We start from the raw sequence: 19,822 nt of genomic DNA on the forward strand, positions 1-19,822 counted from the left end.
CACCGCGACCACATGCGCCGCTTCTGGGACGACTACCTGCCCGAGACGACCCGCCGCACCGAGGCCACCGCCGCACCACTGCGCGCCTCCCTGGAACAACTCGCCGGCCTGCCACCCGCCCTCGTCGTCACCGCCGAAGCCGACGTCCTGCGCGACGAGGGCGAAGCCTACGCAGCCAGACTCCGCACCGCCGGCGTCCCCGTCGTCTCCACCCGCTACCAAGGAGTGATGCACGGCTTCCTCCTCATCGGCGGCCTCCACCCCACCGGCACCACCCGCGCCGCACTGCTCCAGGCCGTCGACACCGTGCACATGGCCCTGCACGGCCGGCCCTGGTGACCGTCCTCCCGCGCGCGGGTTCGGTGGCCGGCCCGACGGTCAGGTAATCCCGTCACCGGCTTGACTGGTGACGTAAGGGGTTGCCATCATTGCGTCACCGGCTGGACCGGTGATGCTTCGGAGGGTGTGAGCGCATCGCCGGGAGGGGCCGGACGCCGATTCGATCCAGATGTGGGGAGCACCAGTCATGGCAGTCAGCTACACCGCAGTCGTCGACGTCGACGGTGAGGGCCGCAACGGCGGCCGGGTCCGTTCCACCGACGGTCTGCTGGAGACCGGTCTCGCCATCCCGACGGAGTTCGGCGGCCGCGGTGGCGCGACCAACCCGGAGCAGCTCCTCGCGGCCGGCTGGGCCGCCTGCTTCCTCGGGGCCGTCCGCCGGGCGGCCGGCGAGCGCAAGGTCCGGCTCACCAGCACCACCATCACCGCCGAGATCACGCTGACCCACGGCGACGACGACGAGTTCTCGCTCTCCGCGGTGCTCCGGCCCGTGCTCGGCGGTGTGGACCAGGCCACCGCCGAGGAGCTGGCGCACGCCGCCCACCGGATCTGCCCGTACTCCAAGGCCACGCGCGACAACATCCCGGTCGTCATCCACGCCGGCGTTGCCGCCTGACCCACCCCCCTGACGGCGGGTCCCGTGCCTGTTCCCCCGTCCCGCACGGGACCCGCCCACACATCCCCGCTCCCCCCGCACCCCCCCCGCACCGCACCATCGACCGGAGAGCGAGGACGGCGCATGACGGCCTGGGCGCACACGTGTCCACGGGTGGCCGGACGTTTTCGTCACCTTCCTGGCCGGTGTTCCGGCGGCCCGGGGGAGCGTTCGTGGCCGGACGGCGCGCAGCTGTGGAGCTGGGTGGAGACCGTCGTGCTGCTGGGCTACGGCCCGGGGGCCTCGTCCTGCGGGTGGGAGTCAGCCCGCTTCGTGTGAGCCGGCCCGCGCCGGTGGGTCAGCCGGCGTCGCCCGGGGCGGCCGGGCCCGGCGACAGCAGGGTGTACATGACGGAGCGCTGCTGCTTGTGGCGCCGGATGCGGCCCTTGGCGACGAGCGATTCCAGGGTGTTCCGCACGACCTGGGGCGTCGGGGTGCGCTTCGGGTGCTTCGCCAGGAGTTCGTCCCGCAACTCCTTCGCCGTGCGCGGCTCGTCGTGCCGGCCCAGGAGTTCCGCGAGCAGGTCACCGAGCAGAGGCCGGTGCGAGGTCCCCTTCACGCCGGCCTTCGGGGCCTGTTCATCCGTCCGCGCGTCCGCCGTTCCGGCCGTCGCCGTGCGGGCGGCCGTGCCGGCGGACCCGTTCCGCCGCCGCCCGGGAGGAAGCGCCCGCTCGGAGGGCCCCTCGTACCGTTCGGCGAGACTCAGGATGTCGGCCAGTAGGGCCTCCTCCTGCTTCAGCGTCCTGAGCTCCTCCGCCAGCTCCTGCTGTCGCCGGTGGTTCTCCTCCAGGTCCGACGCGGCTTGTTCCACGTACCGGGACCGGAGCGTGGAGGCTGGATGGCGGGTCACGACCGTTCACTCCCTTGGCATGGATGGTGTTGCATGGTACCCATGCCGGGGCCCGCGCGCCGACGCGCGCGCTCGCGGAGCGACTACCGGGCGCCCGCGGTGGACGGCGTCTTCTTCCGCGCGCGGTAGGCGGCGGCCTTGATCTTGTTGCCGCAGGACTCCATGCCGCACCACTGGCGGCGCATGCCGCGGGAGCGGTCGATGTAGACCCGGGTGCACTCCGGGTTGCCGCACTCCTTCATCAGGGGGACGTCCGGGCCGCTGAGGAGTTCGACCGCCTGGCGCGCCACGGTCGCCAGCGCCTGCTCGGGGGTCGCCTCGTTGTGCCGTCCGGCCATGGTGAGCTGCGGTGTCACGGGCGGCTTGCGCGCGGCTGCGTTGAGCACGGCGAGCGCCTCGCGGTCGAAGGGCTCGTCGAGCCTTCGGTTGGTGACGAGCCGGTAGACGGCCTCGCGGACGGTCGTCGCCTCGTGGACGTCCTGCTCGTCACCGGGCGTGATCGTGTCCACCAGCCCGCTGTCCAGGTACCAGGCGTTCAGGCGCTCCGGCGTCACGAACATCTCGAACCGGACCGTGCGTCGTGCACGGAGCGTGGCCGCGAAGTCCAGGGCCGGGTGCCCGCAGACGAAGACATGGTCAAGGTTCACATCACCATGCTGACAGGTGACTGTGCGGAGGTGCAATAACGCGGGGCACCGGCCGGGCCGCGTCGCGGCTCGCGGCCCTGCCGGCGCCGGCGCGGCCGGCGGTCGTGGCCGGCGAGGACGACCGCGCCGGGACCGGCGCCGAGGGCTCCCTCCCATCCGTCGCACGGACGCGGGGAGGGGTGGTCGATGGGTCGTCGAGCAGCAGCGGCCCGGGCGGGTCGGCGACCAGGAGCGCCGGTGCGAGCCGTCGGGGCGGTGGGCCCGCCGGGTCCGGAGCACCGGGCGGCGGGCCGTGTCGCACCTCGGCGGCTCACACCGTGGGCGCCCCGGTCTCCTTCAGGGTGCCGTCGGCCAGCCGGAGCCAGCGGTTCACCCCGATCTCGGCGAGGAAGCGCTCGTCGTGACTGACCACCAGGAAGGCGCCCTGGTAGGAGTTCAGGGCGCTCTCCAGCTGCCCGGCGCTGACCAGGTCGAGGTTGTTGGTCGGCTCGTCGAGCAGCAGCAGGTGCGGGGCCGGCTCCGCGCACAGCACGCAGGCCAGGGTGGCGCGCAGCCGTTCGCCGCCGGAGAGCACTCCGACCGGCAGGTGGGCCCGGGCGCCGCGGAAGAGGAAGCGGGCGAGCAGGTTCATCCGCTCCGTCTCGGGCCGCTCGGGGGCGAACGCGGCGAAGTTCTCCGCCACGGTGCGGTCGAGGTCGAGCAGGTCCAGGCGCTGCGAGAGGTAGGCGATCCGCCCGTCGTTGCGGCTGATCTCCCCGCTGTCCGGCGCGAGTTCGCCGGTGACCAGGCGCAGCAGGGTGCTCTTGCCGGCGCCGTTGGGCCCGGTCAGCGCGATCCGCTCGGGCCCGCGGACGCTCAGGTCGACGCCGCCGTCGGCGAACACCGGCCGGCCGTCGTGGCGGACCTGGAGGCCCTCGCCGAGGAAGAGGTTGCGCCCGGCGGGCACCTGGGTGTCGGGCAGTTCCAGGGAGAGCCGCTGCTCCTCGCGCAGGGCGCGCCCGGCCTCGTCGAGCCGGGCCCTGGCCTCGTCGACCCGGGCCGCGTGCATCTGGCCGGCCCGTCCCGCGGACTCCTGGGCGCCGCGCTTCATGGTGCCGGCGAAGATGCGGGGCAGGCCGGCGTTCTTGAGGTTGCGGGCGGCGTTGCTCTGGCGGCGCTCGGCGCGTTCGCGGGCCTGCTGCATCTCCCGCTTCTCCCGCTTCAGCTCCTGCTCGGCGTTGCGGACGTTCTTCTCGGCGACCTCCTGCTCGGCCCGGACGGCCTCCTCGTACGCGGTGAAGTTTCCGCCGTGGAAGCGCAGTTCTCCGTTGCCGAGTTCGGCGATGTGCTGCATCCGGTCGAGCAGCGCGCGGTCGTGGCTGACCAGCAGCAGGCAGCCGTTGAAGTCCGCGAGCACGTCGTAGAGCTTGTGCCGGGCCCGGGCGTCGAGGTTGTTGGTCGGCTCGTCGAGCAGCAGCACGTCGGGGCGCTTGAGCAGTTGGGCGGCGAGGCCGAGGGAGACGATCTGGCCGCCGCTGAGGGTGCTCAGGCTGCGGTCCAGGGTGAGGCCGGTGAGTCCGAGGCGGTCGAGCTGGGCGCGGGTGCGCTCCTCGATGTCCCAGTCGTCGCCGATGGTGGTGAAGTGCCGCTCGTCGACGTCGCCGGACTCCACGGCGTCGATGGCGCGGATGATCGGGGCGATGTCGAGCACCTCGGCGACGGTGAGGCCGGAGGTCAGGGGCAGGCTCTGGCGGAGGTGGCCGAGCCGTCCGGTGACGGTCACCGAGCCGGTGGCGGGCTCGAGTTCGCCGGCGATCAGCTTGAGCAGGGTGCTCTTGCCGGAGCCGTTGGGCGCGACCAGGCCGGTCCGGCCGGCGGGCACGGTGAAGGACAGGTCGTGGAAGACCGGGGTGTCGTCGGGCCAGGCGAAGGAGAGGTTGGAGCAGACGACGGCGGCGTCGGACATGGGGATGACCTCGAAGGGAATGAGGGCAGGAAGGCGGACCTCTGCCCTGGGCAGACGTGCGGAAAGGGGGTACGACGAAACGGACCACCTCGGCGGCGCTCCTGAAGCACCGGCCGGTGGCCGTCAGATCCGGATCTCACCCGGAGATGTCGTCGTCACCCGCCACGTCTGCCACTCCTCGATCACACGACTACTGGTCCCGGCCACTGTAACAGGGGTCGTCGGCTGCCGGGAGGCCGGACATGTGTGTCCCGTCGGGGGTCGGCCGGCAAGTGCCTTTCCGCGTGGCCGCGTTCACCTCCGGTCCGGGTGCCGTGGCCGCGGCACCCGGCTCGTTGACAGGTCGGTCGCGGCCGTGCCAGCATCGTCACCAGTTGAACCGGTGACGCAGTCGGGTGACGGCTCGGCCGCGTTCACACGTGTGAACCCACCCGCGAACGGGCAGGCCGGAGGACGGTCGCCCGCCGGGATCCTCGCCATCCGAAGGAGCACGCTGACCATGGCCGGAAGACCGAAGCGGAGGGCACCGAAGCGGAGGGTCGAGGGCGCTCCCGTGGGGCGGCGCACGGTACTGGGCATGCTCGGTGCGGGCGCCGCGGGGCTCGCCGCGGCGCCGTACCTCCAGCGCGGCTGGGAGCGGGCCCTGGCCGCCGCCTCCGAGGCGGACGCGACCGGACTGACCGGCCTGCTGCCCGACCCGGGCGGCTTCCGGTACTACAGCATCGTGGGCTCGGTGCCGCAGAAGGACGAGACCGACTACGCGCTGCGGGTCGACGGTCTGGTGGAGCGTCAGATGACGTACACCCTGCCGGAACTGCGCGCGCTGCCGCAGACCCGGGTGGTCCACGACGTCCTGTGCACGGACGGCTGGCGGGTGGAGCGCACGCCCTTCGAGGGGGTGCGGCTGGCGGACATCCTCGACGCCGCCGGAGTGCGCTCCCCGGGCGCGGCCGTCCGGTTCACCTGCTTCGACGGCGAGTACACCGAGAGCCTCACCCTGGAACAGGCCCGCCGCTCGGACGTCCTGGTGGCGCTGACCATGCAGGACGAGCCCCTCACCCACGCGCACGGCGGACCGGTCCGCCTGTACGTGGCCCCCATGTACTTCTACAAGTCGGCCAAGTGGCTGTCCGGCATCTCGGTCACCGACAAGGTCGTCCCCGGCTACTGGGAAGAACGCGGCTATGACATCGACGGCTGGCTCGACGACGCCGACCGAAGCGGCGCGGCGGCCTGAACTCCCGGACCGGGTCCGGCGTTTCAGCACCGCCGAACGCCTCGTCCACCGGGCCGTCGGCGTTCTGATGCTCCTGTGCCTGGCCTCCGCGGCCTGCCTCTACCTCGGGCCGCTGGCCCAACTCGTCGGACGGCGCCACCTGGTGGCCACCGTCCACGAGTGGTCGGGCATCCTGCTGCCGCTGCCCTTCCTGCTCGGGCTGTTCTCCGCCGACTTCCGGGCGGACCTGCACCGGCTCAACCGCTTCGCGCCGTACGACCGGGAGTGGCTGCGGGCCGCCCGCCGCCGGACGTGGCCCGAGGCCCGCCCGGCCGGCAAGTTCAACGCCGGCCAGAAGCTCTACGCGGGCTGGATCGCGGGCGCCGTGCCGGTGATGGCGTTCACGGGGCTGTTGATGTGGTTCACCGGCCTGCTGCCGTTCGTCTCCCGCACCAGTGCGATCTTCGTCCACGACCTCCTCGCCTGGGCGATCGCTCTCGTGGTCTTCGGCCACCTGCGCAAGGCGCTCCAGGATCCGGAGGCCAGGCGCGGGATGCGTACCGGGTACGTCAGCCGCGCCTGGGCCGAGCGGCACCACTCCCGGTGGCTGCACCGGGACCGGACGGACGCCTGATGGCCGCCGCTGCGCCCGGCCTCACCGACCCGATCGGTGACGACTTCTCCACCACCCCTTGCTCTTCGACCCTACGCATTCGGGACGGGATACCCATGAAGCGATTGTTGACCGTGCTCGCGACCGGCGCGGCGCTGGCCGCGGTGAACCTGCCGACGGCGGTGGCGGAGCCCTCGTACGGCTCCGTGCCCGCGGTTCCCGGCTGCTCGGCTCCGGCCGTACGGGCCCCCGCCGGCACGAAGGCGGAATCCGTGACGGCGGTCCGCCGCGAGGGCGGCACCATCCACGGAACCGGGCTGCTGGGCGGCACGGTCGAGGGCGTCCCCGCCTTCTGCGAGGTGACGGTCACCCTGACCCACCCGGGCGACGACGACCACGCCAGGATCCTGACCTGGCTGCCCGTCAGTGGCTGGAACGGCCGCTTCCAGGCGCTCGGCGGAAGCGCCTTCGCGGCCGGGGACAACGGCGTCGGGCTGGGCACCGCGGTCAGGAACGGGTACGCCGCGACCACCACCGACGGCGGGCTGGCCGACGTCGTCGACGTCGGCTGGGCCCTGAACGCCGAGGGGGAGGTCAACACGGCGCTGCTGAAGAACCTCGCCTCCCGCTCCCAGCACGAGGCGGCGGTGGTCGGCAAGCAGGTGGTCGCCGCGCACTTCGGCGAGCGGGCCGCCTACTCCTACTTCAACGGGTGCTCCACCGGCGGCCGCCAGGGGTACATGGAGGCCCAGCGCTACCCCGACGACTTCGACGGCATCCTCGCCAACGCGCCGGCCGTCAGCTGGGACGCGTTCGAGGTCGCCACCCTGTGGCCGCAGGTGGTGATGAACAACGAGAGGACCTATCCGTCCGCCTGCGCGTTCAAGGCCTTCACCGACGCCGCCGTCGCGGCCTGCGACCCGCTCGACGGCGCCACGGACAACCTGGTCAACGACGCGTCGCGGTGCGACTTCGACCCGCGTCGGCTGATCGGCACCACGGTGGTCTGCGACGGGAAGGAGCTGACCGTCACCGCGGCCGACGCCGCCGTGGTGCGCAAGATCTGGGACGGTCCGCGCACCGCGTCGGGCCGCAAGCTCTGGCCCGGCGTTCCGGTCGGCGCCGACCTCTCGGGGCTGGCCGGCACCACGACCGACACGAACGGCCAGGTGAAGGGCGCGCCGTTCCCGGTGCCGCAGCTCTGGGCCGCGACCTGGCTGGAGAAGCAGCCGTCGTTCGACGTCTCGACGATCACCTACGACGGGTTCACCCGGCTGTTCGAACAGTCGCGGGCCGAGTACGGCGGCGTCATCGGCAGCGACGACCCGGACCTGTCCGCCTTCCGTGACTCCGGCGGCAAGCTGCTGACCTGGCACGGCCAGGCCGACCAGTTCATCCCCACCCAGGGCACCGTCGAGTACCGCCGGCAGGTCGAGCGGAAGATGGGCGGCACCCGGCGGGTCGACGACTTCTACCGCCTCTTCCTCCCCCCGGGCGCGGGCCACTGCGGCCTCAACAAGGGTGTCGGAACCATCGACGACCTCGCCGCCCTGACGGCCTGGGTCGAGCGGGGCGAGGCGCCCCGGACGCTGCCCGCCACCCTGGTCGACGCGGCCGGGCGGAGCGTCGACCGCGACGTGTGCCGCTACCCCGAGGTGTCCCGCTACCGGGGCCACGGCGACCCGGCCGCCGCCTCCGGCTTCCGCTGCGTCCTTCCCTCCCGGCACTGATCCCCTCCGGTGCCCGCCCGGCCCGCGCCCGACGGCGCGGGCCGGGCCTTTTCGCGTCGGGCCTCTTCGCGTCGGGGGAACGTGCCGTCAGGCGCCCCCGCCCGTCCCGCCCGCACCGCCCGCACCGCCCGTACCGCTCGTGCCGCTTGTACCGTCCCCCCCCGTCCGCACCGTCTGCCCCGTCCGCACCGTCCGCACCGTCCGCACCGTCCGCACCGTCCGCACCGCACCGCCCGTACCGCTCGTGCTGCCCGTGCCGTCCGGGCATGCCGAAGGGGCCGACAGCCGGTGCTGTCGGCCCCTTCGGGGTGGGGTCACTTGGCCCGCAGGGGCCCCGCGAAGGACTTGCGCAGGGCCGGGGGAGCGGCGATGGGGAGCAGCGCGGCGAGCATCCGGCCCTTGAGGGTGTCCGGCTGTCGCGTCAGCTGGACGTCGACCCGGGTGCCGTCGTCCTCGGGGGTCATCCGGAACACCCAGCCGCCGCCGGGGCCGAAGAGCTTGGAGTCCAGGGTGGTGACGGTGACGGTGTCGCCGCCCGGCTCCCACTCGTAGCGGGCGCGCTCCCAGGCGGCGGCGGTCCCCTCGGTGACCTCGGCCCAGGTGTCGCCGAGCCCGTGGACCTCGAAGTGCTCGGCGTCGATCGTCGGCCAGGCCTCGGCGCGGGCCGGGCCGAAGTCGGTCAGCACCGCCAGGACGTCCTCGGTGCCGAGTGTGGAGACGAGGTGGAACCGTACGACTGCCATGGTGGGGTGTCCTCATCGAAAGTAACTGTTCTGACCGGTGACGAAAGATTTCCATGAGCCTCCGTCACCTGTCAAGGTGGTGACGCATGATGAGAGGGGTCACGCCTCCGGGGCGGCGGGCACCCGGCCGAGGGCGTCGCGCAGGGCGGCGCGGGAGGTGATCCCGAGCTTCGGGAACACCCGGTACAGGTGGGAGCCGACGGTGCGCGGGGACAGTCGCATCCGTGCGCCGATCTCCTTGTTGGTCAGACCGCCCGCGGCGAGGTCCGCGATCCGGCGCTCCTGCCAGGTCAGCGCCGCGACATGGGCCGGGGAGGCCGGCGGGCGGGCACCGGTGGCGTGCAGTTCGGCCCGGGCCCGCTCGGCCCAGCCCGCCGCACCGAGCCGTTCGAACGCCTCCGCGGCGGTGGTCAGCGACGGAAGTGCCGCCTTCCGCCCCCGGGTCCGGCGCAGCCGGACGCCGTGGGCGAGGCGGATGCGGGCGAGCTCGAACGGGAAGGCGGCGGCCGCCGGGTGGTCCTCGGCGCGGCGGTGCCACTCGGCGGCCTCCGCCGGGTCGGTGGCCGTCATGGCGAGCGCGCCGTACGTGACCAGGGCGAGGCGGGGGGAGAGGGCGGGCAGGCCGGCGTCCCGGGCGGCCAGGGCGTGCCGGCGGGCCTGCTCGCGGCGGCCGGTGTGCAGGGCCGCCTCGACCAGGTCGAGCAGCGTCCGGGCGGCCTGGTGCGCGCAGGACGCCAAGGTGCCGGGCGGTGTGACGGCGGCGGTGTGCAGGTAGGCGGCTTCGTAGTCGCCCGCCGCGAGGGCGGCGGCGGCGCCGATGGCGTCGGCGATCCGGGTGAGGGAGCCGATTCCGCGGGGGCGGGCCCAGGCGTCGACGGCGGCCCGCAGCTCCCGCGCGCGCTCCGCCCGGCCGCGCAGCGCGGCCAGCAGGCCGAGGTGCGCGCGGGTCTGGTGGGCGAGCAGCGGGTGGTGGGTGGCCGTCAGTTCCAGGACGCGCTCCCCGGTCCGTTCGGCCTCGTCCCACTCTCCGGCGGCCAGCTGGTCGAGCATGATCAGGTGCAGCATGGTCAGGCCGGCCGTGACGGCCCCGGTCTCCAGCTCCCGCTCGACGGCGCGCCGCAGGTGCGGCCGGTACCGGTGCAGGGCGTCCACGTGGTGGGCGGCGACCGCCAGCCGGGCCAGCTCCCAGGGCTCCGGCGCGCGCAGGCCGGCGAACGCGCGCTCCACCCGTTCCCGCACCCCGGCGCCGCGCCGGACCACGTCGCTCCACGCGTCCTGGTAGAGGCGGGAGGACGGTGGCACCAGGTCGCCCAGGGAGGCGAGGAGTTCGTGGGTCCGTTCCCACCCGGCCTCGTCGGCGGCGTACAGGTTCACGGCCAGGAGCAGGTCGACGAGCCGGGTGAGCACCTCGGTGGACGCGCGCTCACGGTCGTCGCGGATCCCCTCGATCGCCGCGACGACCTGGCGCCGCGCGGACCGTACGTCCCCGTCCTGGTGGAGCGCGCCGTGGGCCGAGACGAGCACCGATATCGGGGACTCGCCCGCCTCGGGCGCGCCGTCGCAGAGCGCCAGCCGGCGCGCCCGGTCCGGCAGGCCCGCGTGACCGGCGACGAAGGCCGCGTCGCCCAGCCGCCGGGACCGCTCCTGGCGGCTCCCGCTGAGCTCCGCCGCCCTGGTCAGCCAGGCCACGGCGGCCACCGCCCCGCCGCGCCGGGTGATCGAGCCGGCGGCGGTCTCCAGCGCGGCCGCGACCGCCTCGTCCGGTCCGACCGTCGAGGCCGCCAGGTGCAGGGCGCGCCGTTCCGGATCCTCGTGGTGCACCCGCGCGAGCACCGCGTGCGCCGAGCGCCGCTCACCGGGGCTCGCCAGCTGGACGACCGTCGACCGCACCAGGGGATGCCGGAAGACGAACTCGCCGCTGAACGGGTCGACGTCCAGCAGCCCGCTGTCCGCGGCCGGCTCGACGTCCGTCATGCGGTAGTGCGCGCGCAGCGTGCGGCCGGGCGCCGCGCCCGCCGCGACGCCGTCCAGGGCGCCGCGCAGCAGCTCGGCGCGGACGGCGTCGCCGAGCGCCCCGATCCGGGCGGCGTAGACGTTCCGCAGCCGCCGGGGCAGCGGGACGCCCGCGCACCCCGGCAGCTCCGGCCGGCCGGCCCCCGCCCGGTCGTCGGGCAGCGCCCGGGCCGTGCGCAGGACGTGCGGCGGCAGTTCCACCAGGGCCAGCGGGTTGCCCTGGGCCTCCTCCAGGATCAGCCGGCGGACCGGGGCCTCCAGGCCGGGGTGGCGCAGGTCCAGGAGCCGCTCCGCGGCCGGCTCGGACAGCCTGCCGAGCGGCAGCGCGGGCAGCGCGGCCGTGTCGAGACCGGAGGGGACGTCGGAGCGCAGGGCGACCAGGAGCTTCACCTGGCTCACGCCCAGGCGCCGCCCGACGAACCCGCACACCTCGGTGCTGGGGCCGTCGAGCCACTGGCCGTCGTCGAGCACCAGCAGCAGGGGGCGGCGCGCCGCCGCGCGGGCGAGTAGGTCGAGGACGGCGACGCCGAGGGCCATGACCGAGGGCGGCGGCCCCGCGCCGCGGCCGAACACGACGTCCAGGGCCGCCCGGTCGGCGTCGGCCGGGCGGCCGATGTCGGGAAGCAGCGGGTGCAGCAGCTGGTGCAGGCCGGCGAACGGCAGCTCCCGCTCGGCCTGCGCGCCGCAGGCCCTGATCACCCGGTGGTTCCCGCCGGCGGCGAGCCCGGCGGCGTGTTCCAGCAGGGTGCTCCGGCCGACACCGGCGTCGCCCCGCAGGACGAGGGAGCGGCCCTCGGCGGCCGTCACGAATGCGGACAGCTCCCGCTGCTCGTGTGCGCGGCCGACGATCCTCGCGTTGATCGCTTCCACCGTGGTTCCACGTCCCCTTCCGGTCGGTGCCCACCGGGCGCAGGCGTGTGCCGAGCCCCGTCGGCCGGCCCGGCACACGCCTGCGCCCGGCACGCACGAGTCCGGTACACACGAGCCCGGTACGCGCACGCCCGGCGTCGCCGTGTGGCGGCACCGGGCGGAGGGCAGGTGAGGGGGCCGTGCGGGGCGCCGGTCAGCGGTCAGCGGGCGGTGGCGCGGGCCGCCCGCTCGATGACGTCCGCGACCAGCCGCGGGTGGGAGACCGCGACCGAGTGGGAGGCGGCGACCTCGGTGGTTTCGGCGTGGGCGCGCTCGGCCATGAAGCGCTGCGCCGCGGCGGGGATGTTGAGGTCCTTCGTGGTGACGACGGCCCAGCTGGGCTTGGTCAGCCAGGCGGCGGAGGTGGCCTTCTCGGTCAGGGCGGCCTGCGCGACGGGTCGCTGTTCGGCGGCCATCAGGGCGGCCTGGCCGGCGGGGACGTCGGCGGCGAACTGGTGGCGGAACGCGTCCTGGCGGATGTACAGGTCGGTGGCGGTGGTGCCGTCGGCCTGTCGGTAGCTGACGGGGTCGAGGGCGTCCGGGAGGGTCGAGCCGGGGTACTTGTCGGTCAGCTCCAGGGCGCTCTCGCCGGGGGCGGGGAGGAAGGCGGCCACGTAGACGAGGGCCTTGACCTCCGGGTCGTCGGTGGCGGCCTGGCTGATGACGTTGCCGCCGTAGGAGTGGCCGGCGAGGATCTTGGGGCCCTTGACGTGGTCGAGGACGGTGCGCAGCGCGGCGGCGTCCGAGGCGGGGCCGCGCAGCGGGTTGGCGGCGGCGACCACCGGGTAGCCGTCGGCGCGCAGCGCGGAGATGACGCCGTTCCAGCTGGAGCCGTCGGCGAAGGCGCCGTGCTCCAGGACGACGGTCGGTTTGGCGCGGCCGCCGAAGGCGTCGGCCGCGGTCGCGCCGTCGGCGGCGCCGCCGAGGGTGAACGCGCAGAGGGCGAGGCCCGCCGTGATCGCCGAGACCGCACTCGCCGCCAGCCGCCCGCGTCGACCCTTGATGCTCACCACGACAGATCCCCTTCCGGGTATTCGGCATGGGGCGGCCGGCATCACCGAAGCCGTCACCGCCCTGACAGGTGATGAGACTGCCGCGACTGCTCGTCACCTGTCAAGGTGGTGACGGTCGGACAATGGGAAGGGCGCGGCGCCCGGAAGGGGCGCCGCGCCGCGAGGTCACGCCGGGACGACCCGGTAACTCTGGGCCGCCAGCGGGAGGTTGGACTGGGCCAGCGAGCCGCTCGCCCACGCGTTCGCGCCGCTGCAGCCCGCGCCCGGGTACAGCACCACGGACGCGGCGCCGTCGACGACCTGCACCGAGCGGGCGGGTGTCGACAGCGTGTGGCAGGTGCCGAGATCGGCGAGGTCGACGGTGGTCGCCGCGCCGCGCCCGTCGGCGGCCGAGTAGAGGCGCGCGCCCGGCTCCAGCGGCGGCCAGCCGGCGGCGGCGTCGGCCGCTCCGGCCCCGAGGGCGATCAGGGCCGCCGTCATGACGGTAGCCACGGACGCGCTGCGGAGCCTTGCCTGGGGTGTGAACATGCGAACCCACCTTCTCGTGTGTGACGGAACGGCCGGAAGGCCGGTGCCGGGCCCGGGCTCGCCGGGCCTGGCCGGGAGCAGATCCTTACATCTTCAACAATGTGCCGGGAGTGGGGAATCGGCCAAACACGTGTGAGTCGCGACCGGGCCGAGGTGTGTCCGCGCAGTCATCGTCACCGTATTGACAGGTGACGATCCGGGATGCACCCTGAAGCCGTCGTCCGTGATCGCAGATCGGGAGAGTGGCCATGAGCGAACAGCCCGCAGGCGACCCCGCCGCCGAGTCGCGGCACGCACGCTACGGCGTCCTTCCCGAGCGCATCCGCTTCGAGGAGATGACCGAGGAGTCGGCGACCGGCCCGGGCGGCGCGGCGGACGCCGCGTACGACCCCGAGAGCCGCTGGAACTTCTACAACTGCCTGGCCGTCGACCTGGGCCCGTAGGGCCTGTCCGGCCTGTTGCGGGGACCGTCAGGCCTGCTTGACCGAGATGCGTCCGTTGCCGGTGCTCAGGGTGAGCCGGTACCGGCCGGACGGGTCGTCGGAGACCCCGATGTCCTGGTGGCCGTTGCCGGTCTTCGCGGACACCTTTCTGGAAGGCGTTGCCGGACGGGCCCCGTCGCGGGGCGGACCCCACGAAGCTACCGCGCCGGAAAAGCCGTGGACCATGGGGCTGGCCCCCCTGTCCGGATGGGGAGTTCTCCTGAACAGTGGTGGCCCGGGATCGGCGGCACCCCCGGCTGCCGCCGCCCGAGCCGGGCATCCCGGACCGCACCGCCGCGTTCACGGCGGGCGACGCGCTGGGAATCGCGGCGATCGTCGGGATCCCGTCCGTGGCGATCTGCGTCCTCTACTCGCTGTTCAGCACGAGGACCGGCGCGGCGTTCCGGGGCCCGCTGGCCGGGCTGCTGCTCCTGCCGCTCTGGTTCCTGCTGTTCTTCCCGCCGCTGCTGCCCTTCCTGCTGCTGGGTCAGCTCCTCTTCGCCCTGTGCGTGGCCCGGGCGCCGCTCCTGGGCCCGCCCCGGATCCGGCCCCTGGCGCGCCGCCTCCTCGACGCCGTCCGTGGCGGGCGCCTCGGGAGGGCATGAGGGGTCGGCCCGCCGAGGTCCTGTGCGGGACCAGTGGACCGGCAGGAGGGCGCCGCTCGACCGCTCGACCGCTCGGGCGCGGTCGTCCTCGGCCGCCGACGCTGACGGGCCGTGTGTCGGCGGCGCCGGCGGCCGCGTGACCGGGTGGGTCACGCCCTGCGCGTGATGATCTCCTTCACGCCGTCCGCGACGGCTCGGCTGGTCCGCCAGCGCCGGAGCGAGCGGTCCGCCGCCAGCTGTTCGACGACCGGGGTCAGCCAGGTGTCGTCGCCGAGGCGGTGGACCCGGCCGAGGTCGACGATGTCGCCCAGCAGCTGGCGCAGTACGGTGATTTCGGGCATCGGGTACCACCGGCGGTGGTGGACGAACCGGGGCCGCCACACGTCGTAGGGGTGGCGGACCATGCTGCTCAGCCGGGAACCGTGGGCGCCGGTCCGGTCCTGTCCGGCGCGGGGTGCGTCGGCGGGCGTGCCGAGGAAGCGGTCGCCGGTGACCCCGAGGCGCAGGCTCATCAGACGGGCCCAGGGCACCAGGACCGGCTCCTGGCCGGCGACGCGGTGCTCGAACCCCTCGGGGAGGACGGCGAGGTACGCGCCGCTCTCGTGGTCGCCGATGAACCAGCGGCCGTCGATCCGCACCATCGGACCGAGGCCGAACGGCTGCGGGTCGGCATCGGGGGAGTCCACGGCGGTGGGGTGGTTGGTGTTCACGGCTCTCCTCAGGGCAGGCGGCGCTGCGCGCAGACCAGTCTTACCGGTGCCACCCCTCGGGTCACCATACCTGCCGGCAGGGGTCGTTGAGCGGGAGGACGCGAAAGCCGCCTTTCCGGCAACGGAGTTACTCGGCCCCGGCCCCGTCCTGGGTGTCGGTGCCGGCCGGGGTGTCGGTGCCGGACCCGGCGTCGGTGCCGGACGCGGCCGGAACGGCCTCCATCGCGGTCATCCGCGGGAGCAGGAACAGGACCGCGACCAGCAGGACCAGCAGCAGGCCGCCGCCGATCAGGAGCGGGGTGCGGATGCTGACGGCGGAGGCGATCCAGCCGCTGAGCGCGGCGCCGGACATGATGCCGAGGCGGCTCAGCAGCATGTAGCAGCTGTTCACCCGGCCGAGCAGCTCCTTCGGCACGGCCTGCTGGCGCAGCGAGATCGCCTGGATGTTCCAGGTGACGATCCCGAAGCCGACCACGCCGTACAGCGCGGCGACTTCGGCCACCGAGGTGCTCAGCCCCATCAGGATCAGCGAGACGCCCATCAGCAGGAAGGCGAGGGCGATCCGGGTGCCGCGGCCGAGCAGCCGGCTGAGCCGGCCGGCCAGCGTGCTCGCGGCGGTGCCGCCGATGGCGCCGGCCGCGAGCACGATGCCGTAGGAGGCGGCGGGTGCGTGGATGACCCTGGTGACCATCAGGACCATCATGGTGGTGCCCATGAAGCAGGCGAGCGCGCCGAGCGTGGAGAGCACCGCGAGCATCCGTACGTCGCGGTGGCGGACCAGCCAGTCGACGCCCTCGCGGATCTCGGTGAGCACCGGGCGGCGGTCGGCCGCGGTGCGCGGGGCGGTGGAGCGGCCGGTGGCGGCGACCAGGACGGCGGCGAGCGCGAAGGACACGCCGTCCACCGTGAAGGGGGAGGCGACGGCCACGGCGAACAGCGCCGAGCCGAGCAGCGGGCCGATCAGGTTGCCGCCGACGAGCATGTTGGCCTGCATCCGGCCGTTGGCGGCGTCGAGTTGGTCGGGGCGGACCAGCTCGGGGACGGCCGAGGTGGCGGCGTTGGAGAAGACCGTCTCGCCGCAGCCGAGGAGGAAGGCCAGTGCGGCGAGTGCGACCAGCGGCGGGTCGGCGAGGAAGACCCAGCAGGCGAAGCCCAGGACGACGGCGGCGCGCGCCGCGTCGATCGTCCACATCAGCCGTCGCCGGTCGGCCCGGTCGGCGAGCACTCCGCCGTACAGGGACATCACCAGGAAGGGCAGGGACGCGGCGACGGAGACCACGGAGACCGCGCTGGGGGAGTCGGAGACGGCCACCGCCAGCAGCGGCAGGGCGGAGTCCCGCATGCCGTCGCCGACCGAGGAGATCGCCGAGGCGGACCACAGCAGATTGAACTTCCGTCCCAGTTGGGGACGGCTCTTGGACGGCTTCGCGGCCAGGTCAGCTGAGGTCACCGACGCAGTATGTCATGTCCGCGGAGGGCGGTTCGGGCGGTTTCCGAACTGCCGGAGGTGTCCCGAACTGTCCGTTGCGGCAAGGGTGTCGGGCTCGTCCTCCGGTGTCCGGAGTGTCCGGTCGGGCCCCGGTGGAATCGGCCGGGACTCCGGTCGGGTCTCGGCCGGGTCTGCGGTCGGGGATCGAGGTCGGGTCTCGGTCGGGCCTGCGGGCGGGTACTGCGGGCCGGCGCCCGGTCGGGATCCCCGCCGCGTTCGGTCCGGGCGACGGGCGGCCGTGCCCTTGCCGGGCGTCATCCGAGCCCCGAGACACCCTTGACGAGGGTGGTCGGCCCGTCCGCCGGGGCCAGGCCCGGCACCACCAGCCGGGCGCGGCCCTCCGGCACCCGGTCGGCGAGCAGCCGGCCGATCGCCGCGCCCGGCCCGGCCGTCCCACCGACCCTGCCGGGCGGGCGCGGGCGCGGACACGAGTACCGACGTGCGCCCCGAACGGGCTCCCGGGGTCAGTGCTTCGGCACGGCGTCCACGGACTCCGGCAGCGGGTACGCGCCGGGGTCGACCGGCCCCGGGAGGTCGGTCGCCGGGCGGCCGGGCGCGGTCGGGTCCGGCAGCGACGGCTGGGCCGGCGGGACGGGCACCTGACTGAACGGGATGCCGGGCGGCGCCTGGACGGGGCTGGTGCGGCCGAAGGGCGGGGCGGTCCGGCCCTGGACGGCGCAGCCCGCCGCGGTCTCCAGGCCGTCCGGGCTCTGGACGGCCGACTGGTTGCCGGTGAAGCAGTTGCCCGGGTCGACGGAGGCGAGCACCAGATCGGTGCCGTTGCCGGTGGCCCGGTTGCCCTCGACGCGGTTGCCGCTCGCCGGGTGCCCGGGCGGGTCGGTGATGACGATGCCGGCCGCCCGGTTGCCCTGGACCAGGTTGCGCTGCACCTGGTTGGCCGTGCCGCCGCCGATCCCGATGCCGATGCCGTGGGCGCCGTCGGCCTGTTGGGGGCTGTCGGCGGAGTTGTTGTCGGTGACGACGTTGCCCGCGACCACCGCGCCGTGCTGGGGGGCGAGGGCTTCGAGGTCGTTGGAGTTGAGGGTGACGCCGACCCGGTTGCCGTGGACCCGGTTGCCGACGATGGTGAGGTTGTCGGAGGCGTTGGTGACCTCGATGCCGACGGCGTTGCGTTCGACGGTGTTGCCCCGCACCAGGGTGTCGCAGGGCTTGCACTGGCCGACGTAGATGCCGGAGTCGGCGCCCCCGGACGCGTACGAGTCCTCGATGATCCCGCCGCGGGCGTCGAAGGCGTAGATGCCGTACAGGCCGTTGTTGTACGCGGTGACGTTGCTGGCGCGGAAGCCCTGGACGGGCGGGAAGCGGACGGTGTCCAGCGGGTCGTAGGCGGAGCCGCCGGCGCCGCGCTGCTGCAGCTTCTCGTCGGTGACGCCGGTGAACAGCACGCCGTTGGCGAGGTAGCCGTGGACGGTGAGGTTCTCCACCACGGAGCCGGGGCCGGAGGCGGTGATGCCGTTGACCAGCCGCAGACCGCCGTCCAGGACCACGGTGTTGCGGTCGGTGCCGCGCAGCACGATCTTGGGCTTGGTGAGGCGCACGCTCTCCCGGTAGGTGCCCGGGTCGACCAGCACGGTGTCCCCCTCGCGGGCGACGTCGACGGCCTGCTGGATGGTCGGGAAGTGCTGCGGGACCCGGATCACCGTGCCGTCCGGATGCTTGGCGTCGGAGGAGGTCGAGCCGCCCGAGGAGCAGCCGGCGAGGGCGAGGACGGCGGCGGCGAGCAGAACGGGCAGGCGCTTGACGGTTCGGACCCCGCGTGGAGGTGTTGCGCCCGGGACGAGATGACGTGTGGTCAAAAGTTGCATACGACGTGTTCTATCGTCTCCAATGTCGCCCATGCATGCCGAAGCCGGAAAGGCGCAGGACCAGCCACCGACCGTCAGGGCCGGTGTGGGGCGCAGGGCTCTGATCACGGGCGGGGCGGTGGTGGCCGCCGGGCTCGGGGCGGGGGCCGCGGCGCTGGCCCTGGGCGGCGACGGCCGGGGCGGCGGTGACGGTCACGGTGGTCCGGGCCGCACCGCGGCGGCGCCGGAGCCGTCCGCCGTGCCCTTCCACGGCGAACGGCAGGCCGGGGTGACGGCCCCCCAGCAGCCGGCCACCCAGCTGCTGGCCCTCGACCTGGCGCCCGCCGCGACCTCGGACGGGCGGGCCGCCCTGCGCGCTCTGCTCGGCGGGCTGACCAGGGTGCTGGCCGAGGCGGCGGGCGACAGCCCGGCGGACGCGCGGCTGCGGGACGGCCGGCCGGCCGGGCTCAGCAGCCTGGTGGGGGTCGGGCCGGGCCTCGCGGCCGGACTGGGGCTGAACGTTCCACCGGCCCTGCTGACCGAGCTGCCCGTCTTCCCCGGGGACCGGCTCGACCCGGCGCGCGGCGGCGGCGACCTGGTGGTCCAGCTGTGCGCGGCGGACCGCTGGCCGCTGTCCGTGGTCGCCGAGCAGGTGGGCGAGGCGGCCCGGGCGGCCGGCGCGACGGTGCGCTGGACGCAGTCCGGCTTCCTGGCCCGGACGGCCGCGGGCGCCACCCCGCGCAACCTGTTCGGCTTCAAGGACGGCACGGCGAACCCGGACGGCACGGACAGCGGTCAGTGGGTCTGGGGCCCGCCGGGGCCGTACGAGCACGGGACGGTGCTGGTCTACCGCCGGATCCGGATGGACACCGCCGCCTTCGCCGCCCTCCCCGGGGACCGCCAGGAGCAGGTGATGGGCCGGCGGGCCGGGGACGGCGCCCCGCTCACCGGCACGGCGGAGCACGACGAGCCGGACATCTACGCCAAGAACCCGGACGGCTCGTACGTCATCCCGGCCACCGCGCACGTCCGCCTCTCCAGCCCCCGACTGGACGGCGGCGCCCGGATGCTGCGGCGCGGCTACAGCTACGACGACGGCCCGGGCGACCGCGGCCTGCTGTTCTGCGCCTTCGTGCGCGACCCGGCCCAGTTCACCCGCGTCCAGAACCGGCTGGCCGCCCGCGACGCCCTCAGCGCCTTCGTCGAGCACACGGCCTCGGCGGTGGCCTACGTCCTGCCGGGGGCGCCGGAGGGCGGGACACTGGGGGAGGGGCTGTTCTCGTGAGCCGACCGGCGGAGCGGTCCCCGGCCGACGAGGAAGTCCCGCTGTCCGGCGGCAACATGAGTGTCGGCGTGGTCCGCGTCGGGGACACCGTACGGCGCCCGGCCGGGCCGTGGACGCCCGCCGTGCACGCGCTGCTGGAGCACCTGCACGCGGTGGGGTTCCGGGCTGTGCCGCGCCCGCTCGGCCTCGACGGACAGGGGCGCGAGGTGCTGGGCCTACGGACTGGACGAGGGTGAACGGCGCGC

Annotated in this window: 19 protein-coding genes; 9 read left to right on the plus strand and 10 right to left on the minus strand. The window is 74.4% G+C overall.

Translation table 11 applies throughout. The features are described from left to right. Nucleotides 1-339: alpha/beta hydrolase fold domain-containing protein (locus tag ABZ449_RS02465; RefSeq protein ID WP_360338844.1), on the plus strand; the 339-nt coding region annotated here is incomplete at its 5' end. Between the two features lie 187 nt (nucleotides 340-526). Then, nucleotides 527-955 (plus strand): Ohr family peroxiredoxin, encoded by a 429-nt coding sequence (locus ABZ449_RS02470; RefSeq protein WP_360338847.1) that lies wholly within the window; start codon nucleotides 527-529, stop codon nucleotides 953-955. 337 nt (nucleotides 956-1,292) lie between these two features. On the opposite strand, the gene ABZ449_RS02475 is transcribed toward ABZ449_RS02470, so the two are convergent. The 3 genes from ABZ449_RS02475 to abc-f form a co-directional block, all read right to left on the minus strand. After that, nucleotides 1,293-1,844 (minus strand): hypothetical protein, encoded by a 552-nt coding sequence (locus tag ABZ449_RS02475; protein WP_360338850.1) that lies wholly within the window; start codon nucleotides 1,842-1,844, stop codon nucleotides 1,293-1,295. A gap of 83 nt (nucleotides 1,845-1,927) precedes the next feature. Then, nucleotides 1,928-2,491 carry a CGNR zinc finger domain-containing protein gene (locus ABZ449_RS02480; protein WP_360338853.1) on the minus strand — a complete coding sequence of 188 codons (564 nt, stop codon included), beginning with the start codon at nucleotides 2,489-2,491 and terminating at the stop codon, nucleotides 1,928-1,930. A gap of 310 nt (nucleotides 2,492-2,801) precedes the next feature. Then, nucleotides 2,802-4,436 carry a ribosomal protection-like ABC-F family protein gene (gene abc-f / locus ABZ449_RS02485; RefSeq protein WP_360338856.1) on the minus strand — a complete coding sequence of 545 codons (1,635 nt, stop codon included), beginning with the start codon at nucleotides 4,434-4,436 and terminating at the stop codon, nucleotides 2,802-2,804. 577 nt (nucleotides 4,437-5,013) lie between these two features. On the opposite strand from abc-f, the gene ABZ449_RS02490 reads away from it, so the two are divergent. The 3 genes from ABZ449_RS02490 to ABZ449_RS02500 all read left to right on the plus strand — a co-directional run bounded on the left by ABZ449_RS02490 (nucleotide 5,014) and on the right by ABZ449_RS02500 (nucleotide 7,995). After that, the gene (locus ABZ449_RS02490) at nucleotides 5,014-5,673 is read left to right on the plus strand and encodes a molybdopterin-dependent oxidoreductase (RefSeq protein ID WP_360338859.1); all 660 of its coding nucleotides are present in this window, start codon (nucleotides 5,014-5,016) and stop codon (nucleotides 5,671-5,673) included. Further along, complete coding sequence (locus ABZ449_RS02495) at nucleotides 5,621-6,286, plus strand: cytochrome b/b6 domain-containing protein (protein WP_360338862.1); 666 nt, start codon at nucleotides 5,621-5,623, stop codon at nucleotides 6,284-6,286. The genes ABZ449_RS02490 and ABZ449_RS02495 overlap by 53 nt, the downstream gene beginning before the upstream one ends. Nucleotides 6,287-6,381: 95 nt before the next feature. Beyond that, complete coding sequence (locus ABZ449_RS02500) at nucleotides 6,382-7,995, plus strand: tannase/feruloyl esterase family alpha/beta hydrolase (protein ID WP_360338865.1); 1,614 nt, start codon at nucleotides 6,382-6,384, stop codon at nucleotides 7,993-7,995. 314 nt (nucleotides 7,996-8,309) lie between these two features. Here ABZ449_RS02500 and ABZ449_RS02505 read toward each other — a convergent pair whose 3' ends face one another. The 4 genes from ABZ449_RS02505 to ABZ449_RS02520 form a co-directional block, all read right to left on the minus strand. Next, on the minus strand, nucleotides 8,310-8,738 hold the full coding sequence (locus tag ABZ449_RS02505) for a hypothetical protein (RefSeq protein WP_360338868.1): 429 nt from the start codon (nucleotides 8,736-8,738) through the stop codon (nucleotides 8,310-8,312). A 99-nt stretch (nucleotides 8,739-8,837) separates the two neighbouring features. Next, on the minus strand, nucleotides 8,838-11,621 hold the full coding sequence (locus ABZ449_RS02510) for a LuxR family transcriptional regulator (RefSeq protein ID WP_360338871.1): 2,784 nt from the start codon (nucleotides 11,619-11,621) through the stop codon (nucleotides 8,838-8,840). 200 nt (nucleotides 11,622-11,821) lie between these two features. After that, nucleotides 11,822-12,673, minus strand: a complete 852-nt coding sequence (locus ABZ449_RS02515) for an alpha/beta hydrolase (RefSeq protein ID WP_360338874.1) — start codon at nucleotides 12,671-12,673, stop codon at nucleotides 11,822-11,824. Between the two features lie 165 nt (nucleotides 12,674-12,838). After that, nucleotides 12,839-13,201, minus strand: a complete 363-nt coding sequence (locus tag ABZ449_RS02520; protein ID WP_360338877.1) for a hypothetical protein — start codon at nucleotides 13,199-13,201, stop codon at nucleotides 12,839-12,841. Nucleotides 13,202-13,449: 248 nt separating this feature from the next. Between ABZ449_RS02520 and ABZ449_RS02525 the strand changes: the two genes are divergently transcribed. Beyond that, nucleotides 13,450-13,644, plus strand: a complete 195-nt coding sequence (locus tag ABZ449_RS02525; RefSeq protein WP_360338880.1) for a hypothetical protein — start codon at nucleotides 13,450-13,452, stop codon at nucleotides 13,642-13,644. Between the two features lie 269 nt (nucleotides 13,645-13,913). Next, the gene (locus ABZ449_RS02530; protein ID WP_360338883.1) at nucleotides 13,914-14,288 is read left to right on the plus strand and encodes a hypothetical protein; all 375 of its coding nucleotides are present in this window, start codon (nucleotides 13,914-13,916) and stop codon (nucleotides 14,286-14,288) included. Nucleotides 14,289-14,437: 149 nt separating this feature from the next. On the opposite strand, the gene ABZ449_RS02535 is transcribed toward ABZ449_RS02530, so the two are convergent. The 3 genes from ABZ449_RS02535 to ABZ449_RS02545 all read right to left on the minus strand — a co-directional run bounded on the left by ABZ449_RS02535 (nucleotide 14,438) and on the right by ABZ449_RS02545 (nucleotide 18,304). Further along, a complete protein-coding gene (locus ABZ449_RS02535) occupies nucleotides 14,438-14,998 on the minus strand; it encodes a hypothetical protein (protein WP_360338886.1) in 561 nt (186 codons plus the stop codon). 127 nt (nucleotides 14,999-15,125) lie between these two features. Then, a complete protein-coding gene (locus ABZ449_RS02540; RefSeq protein WP_360338889.1) occupies nucleotides 15,126-16,448 on the minus strand; it encodes an MFS transporter in 1,323 nt (440 codons plus the stop codon). A 503-nt stretch (nucleotides 16,449-16,951) separates the two neighbouring features. Further along, nucleotides 16,952-18,304 (minus strand): right-handed parallel beta-helix repeat-containing protein, encoded by a 1,353-nt coding sequence (locus ABZ449_RS02545; RefSeq protein ID WP_360338892.1) that lies wholly within the window; start codon nucleotides 18,302-18,304, stop codon nucleotides 16,952-16,954. A gap of 40 nt (nucleotides 18,305-18,344) precedes the next feature. Here ABZ449_RS02545 and ABZ449_RS02550 point away from each other — a divergent pair, with 40 nt between their 5' ends. Beyond that, the gene (locus tag ABZ449_RS02550) at nucleotides 18,345-19,577 is read left to right on the plus strand and encodes a Dyp-type peroxidase (RefSeq protein WP_360338895.1); all 1,233 of its coding nucleotides are present in this window, start codon (nucleotides 18,345-18,347) and stop codon (nucleotides 19,575-19,577) included. Continuing rightward, nucleotides 19,574-19,813 (plus strand): hypothetical protein, encoded by a 240-nt coding sequence (locus tag ABZ449_RS02555; protein ID WP_360338898.1) that lies wholly within the window; start codon nucleotides 19,574-19,576, stop codon nucleotides 19,811-19,813. Before ABZ449_RS02550 ends, ABZ449_RS02555 begins: the two co-directional genes overlap by 4 nt. Nucleotides 19,814-19,822 lie beyond the last annotated feature (9 nt).

Source organism: Kitasatospora sp. NPDC005856 (assembly GCF_040629945.1).
GTDB lineage: Bacteria > Actinomycetota > Actinomycetes > Streptomycetales > Streptomycetaceae > Kitasatospora.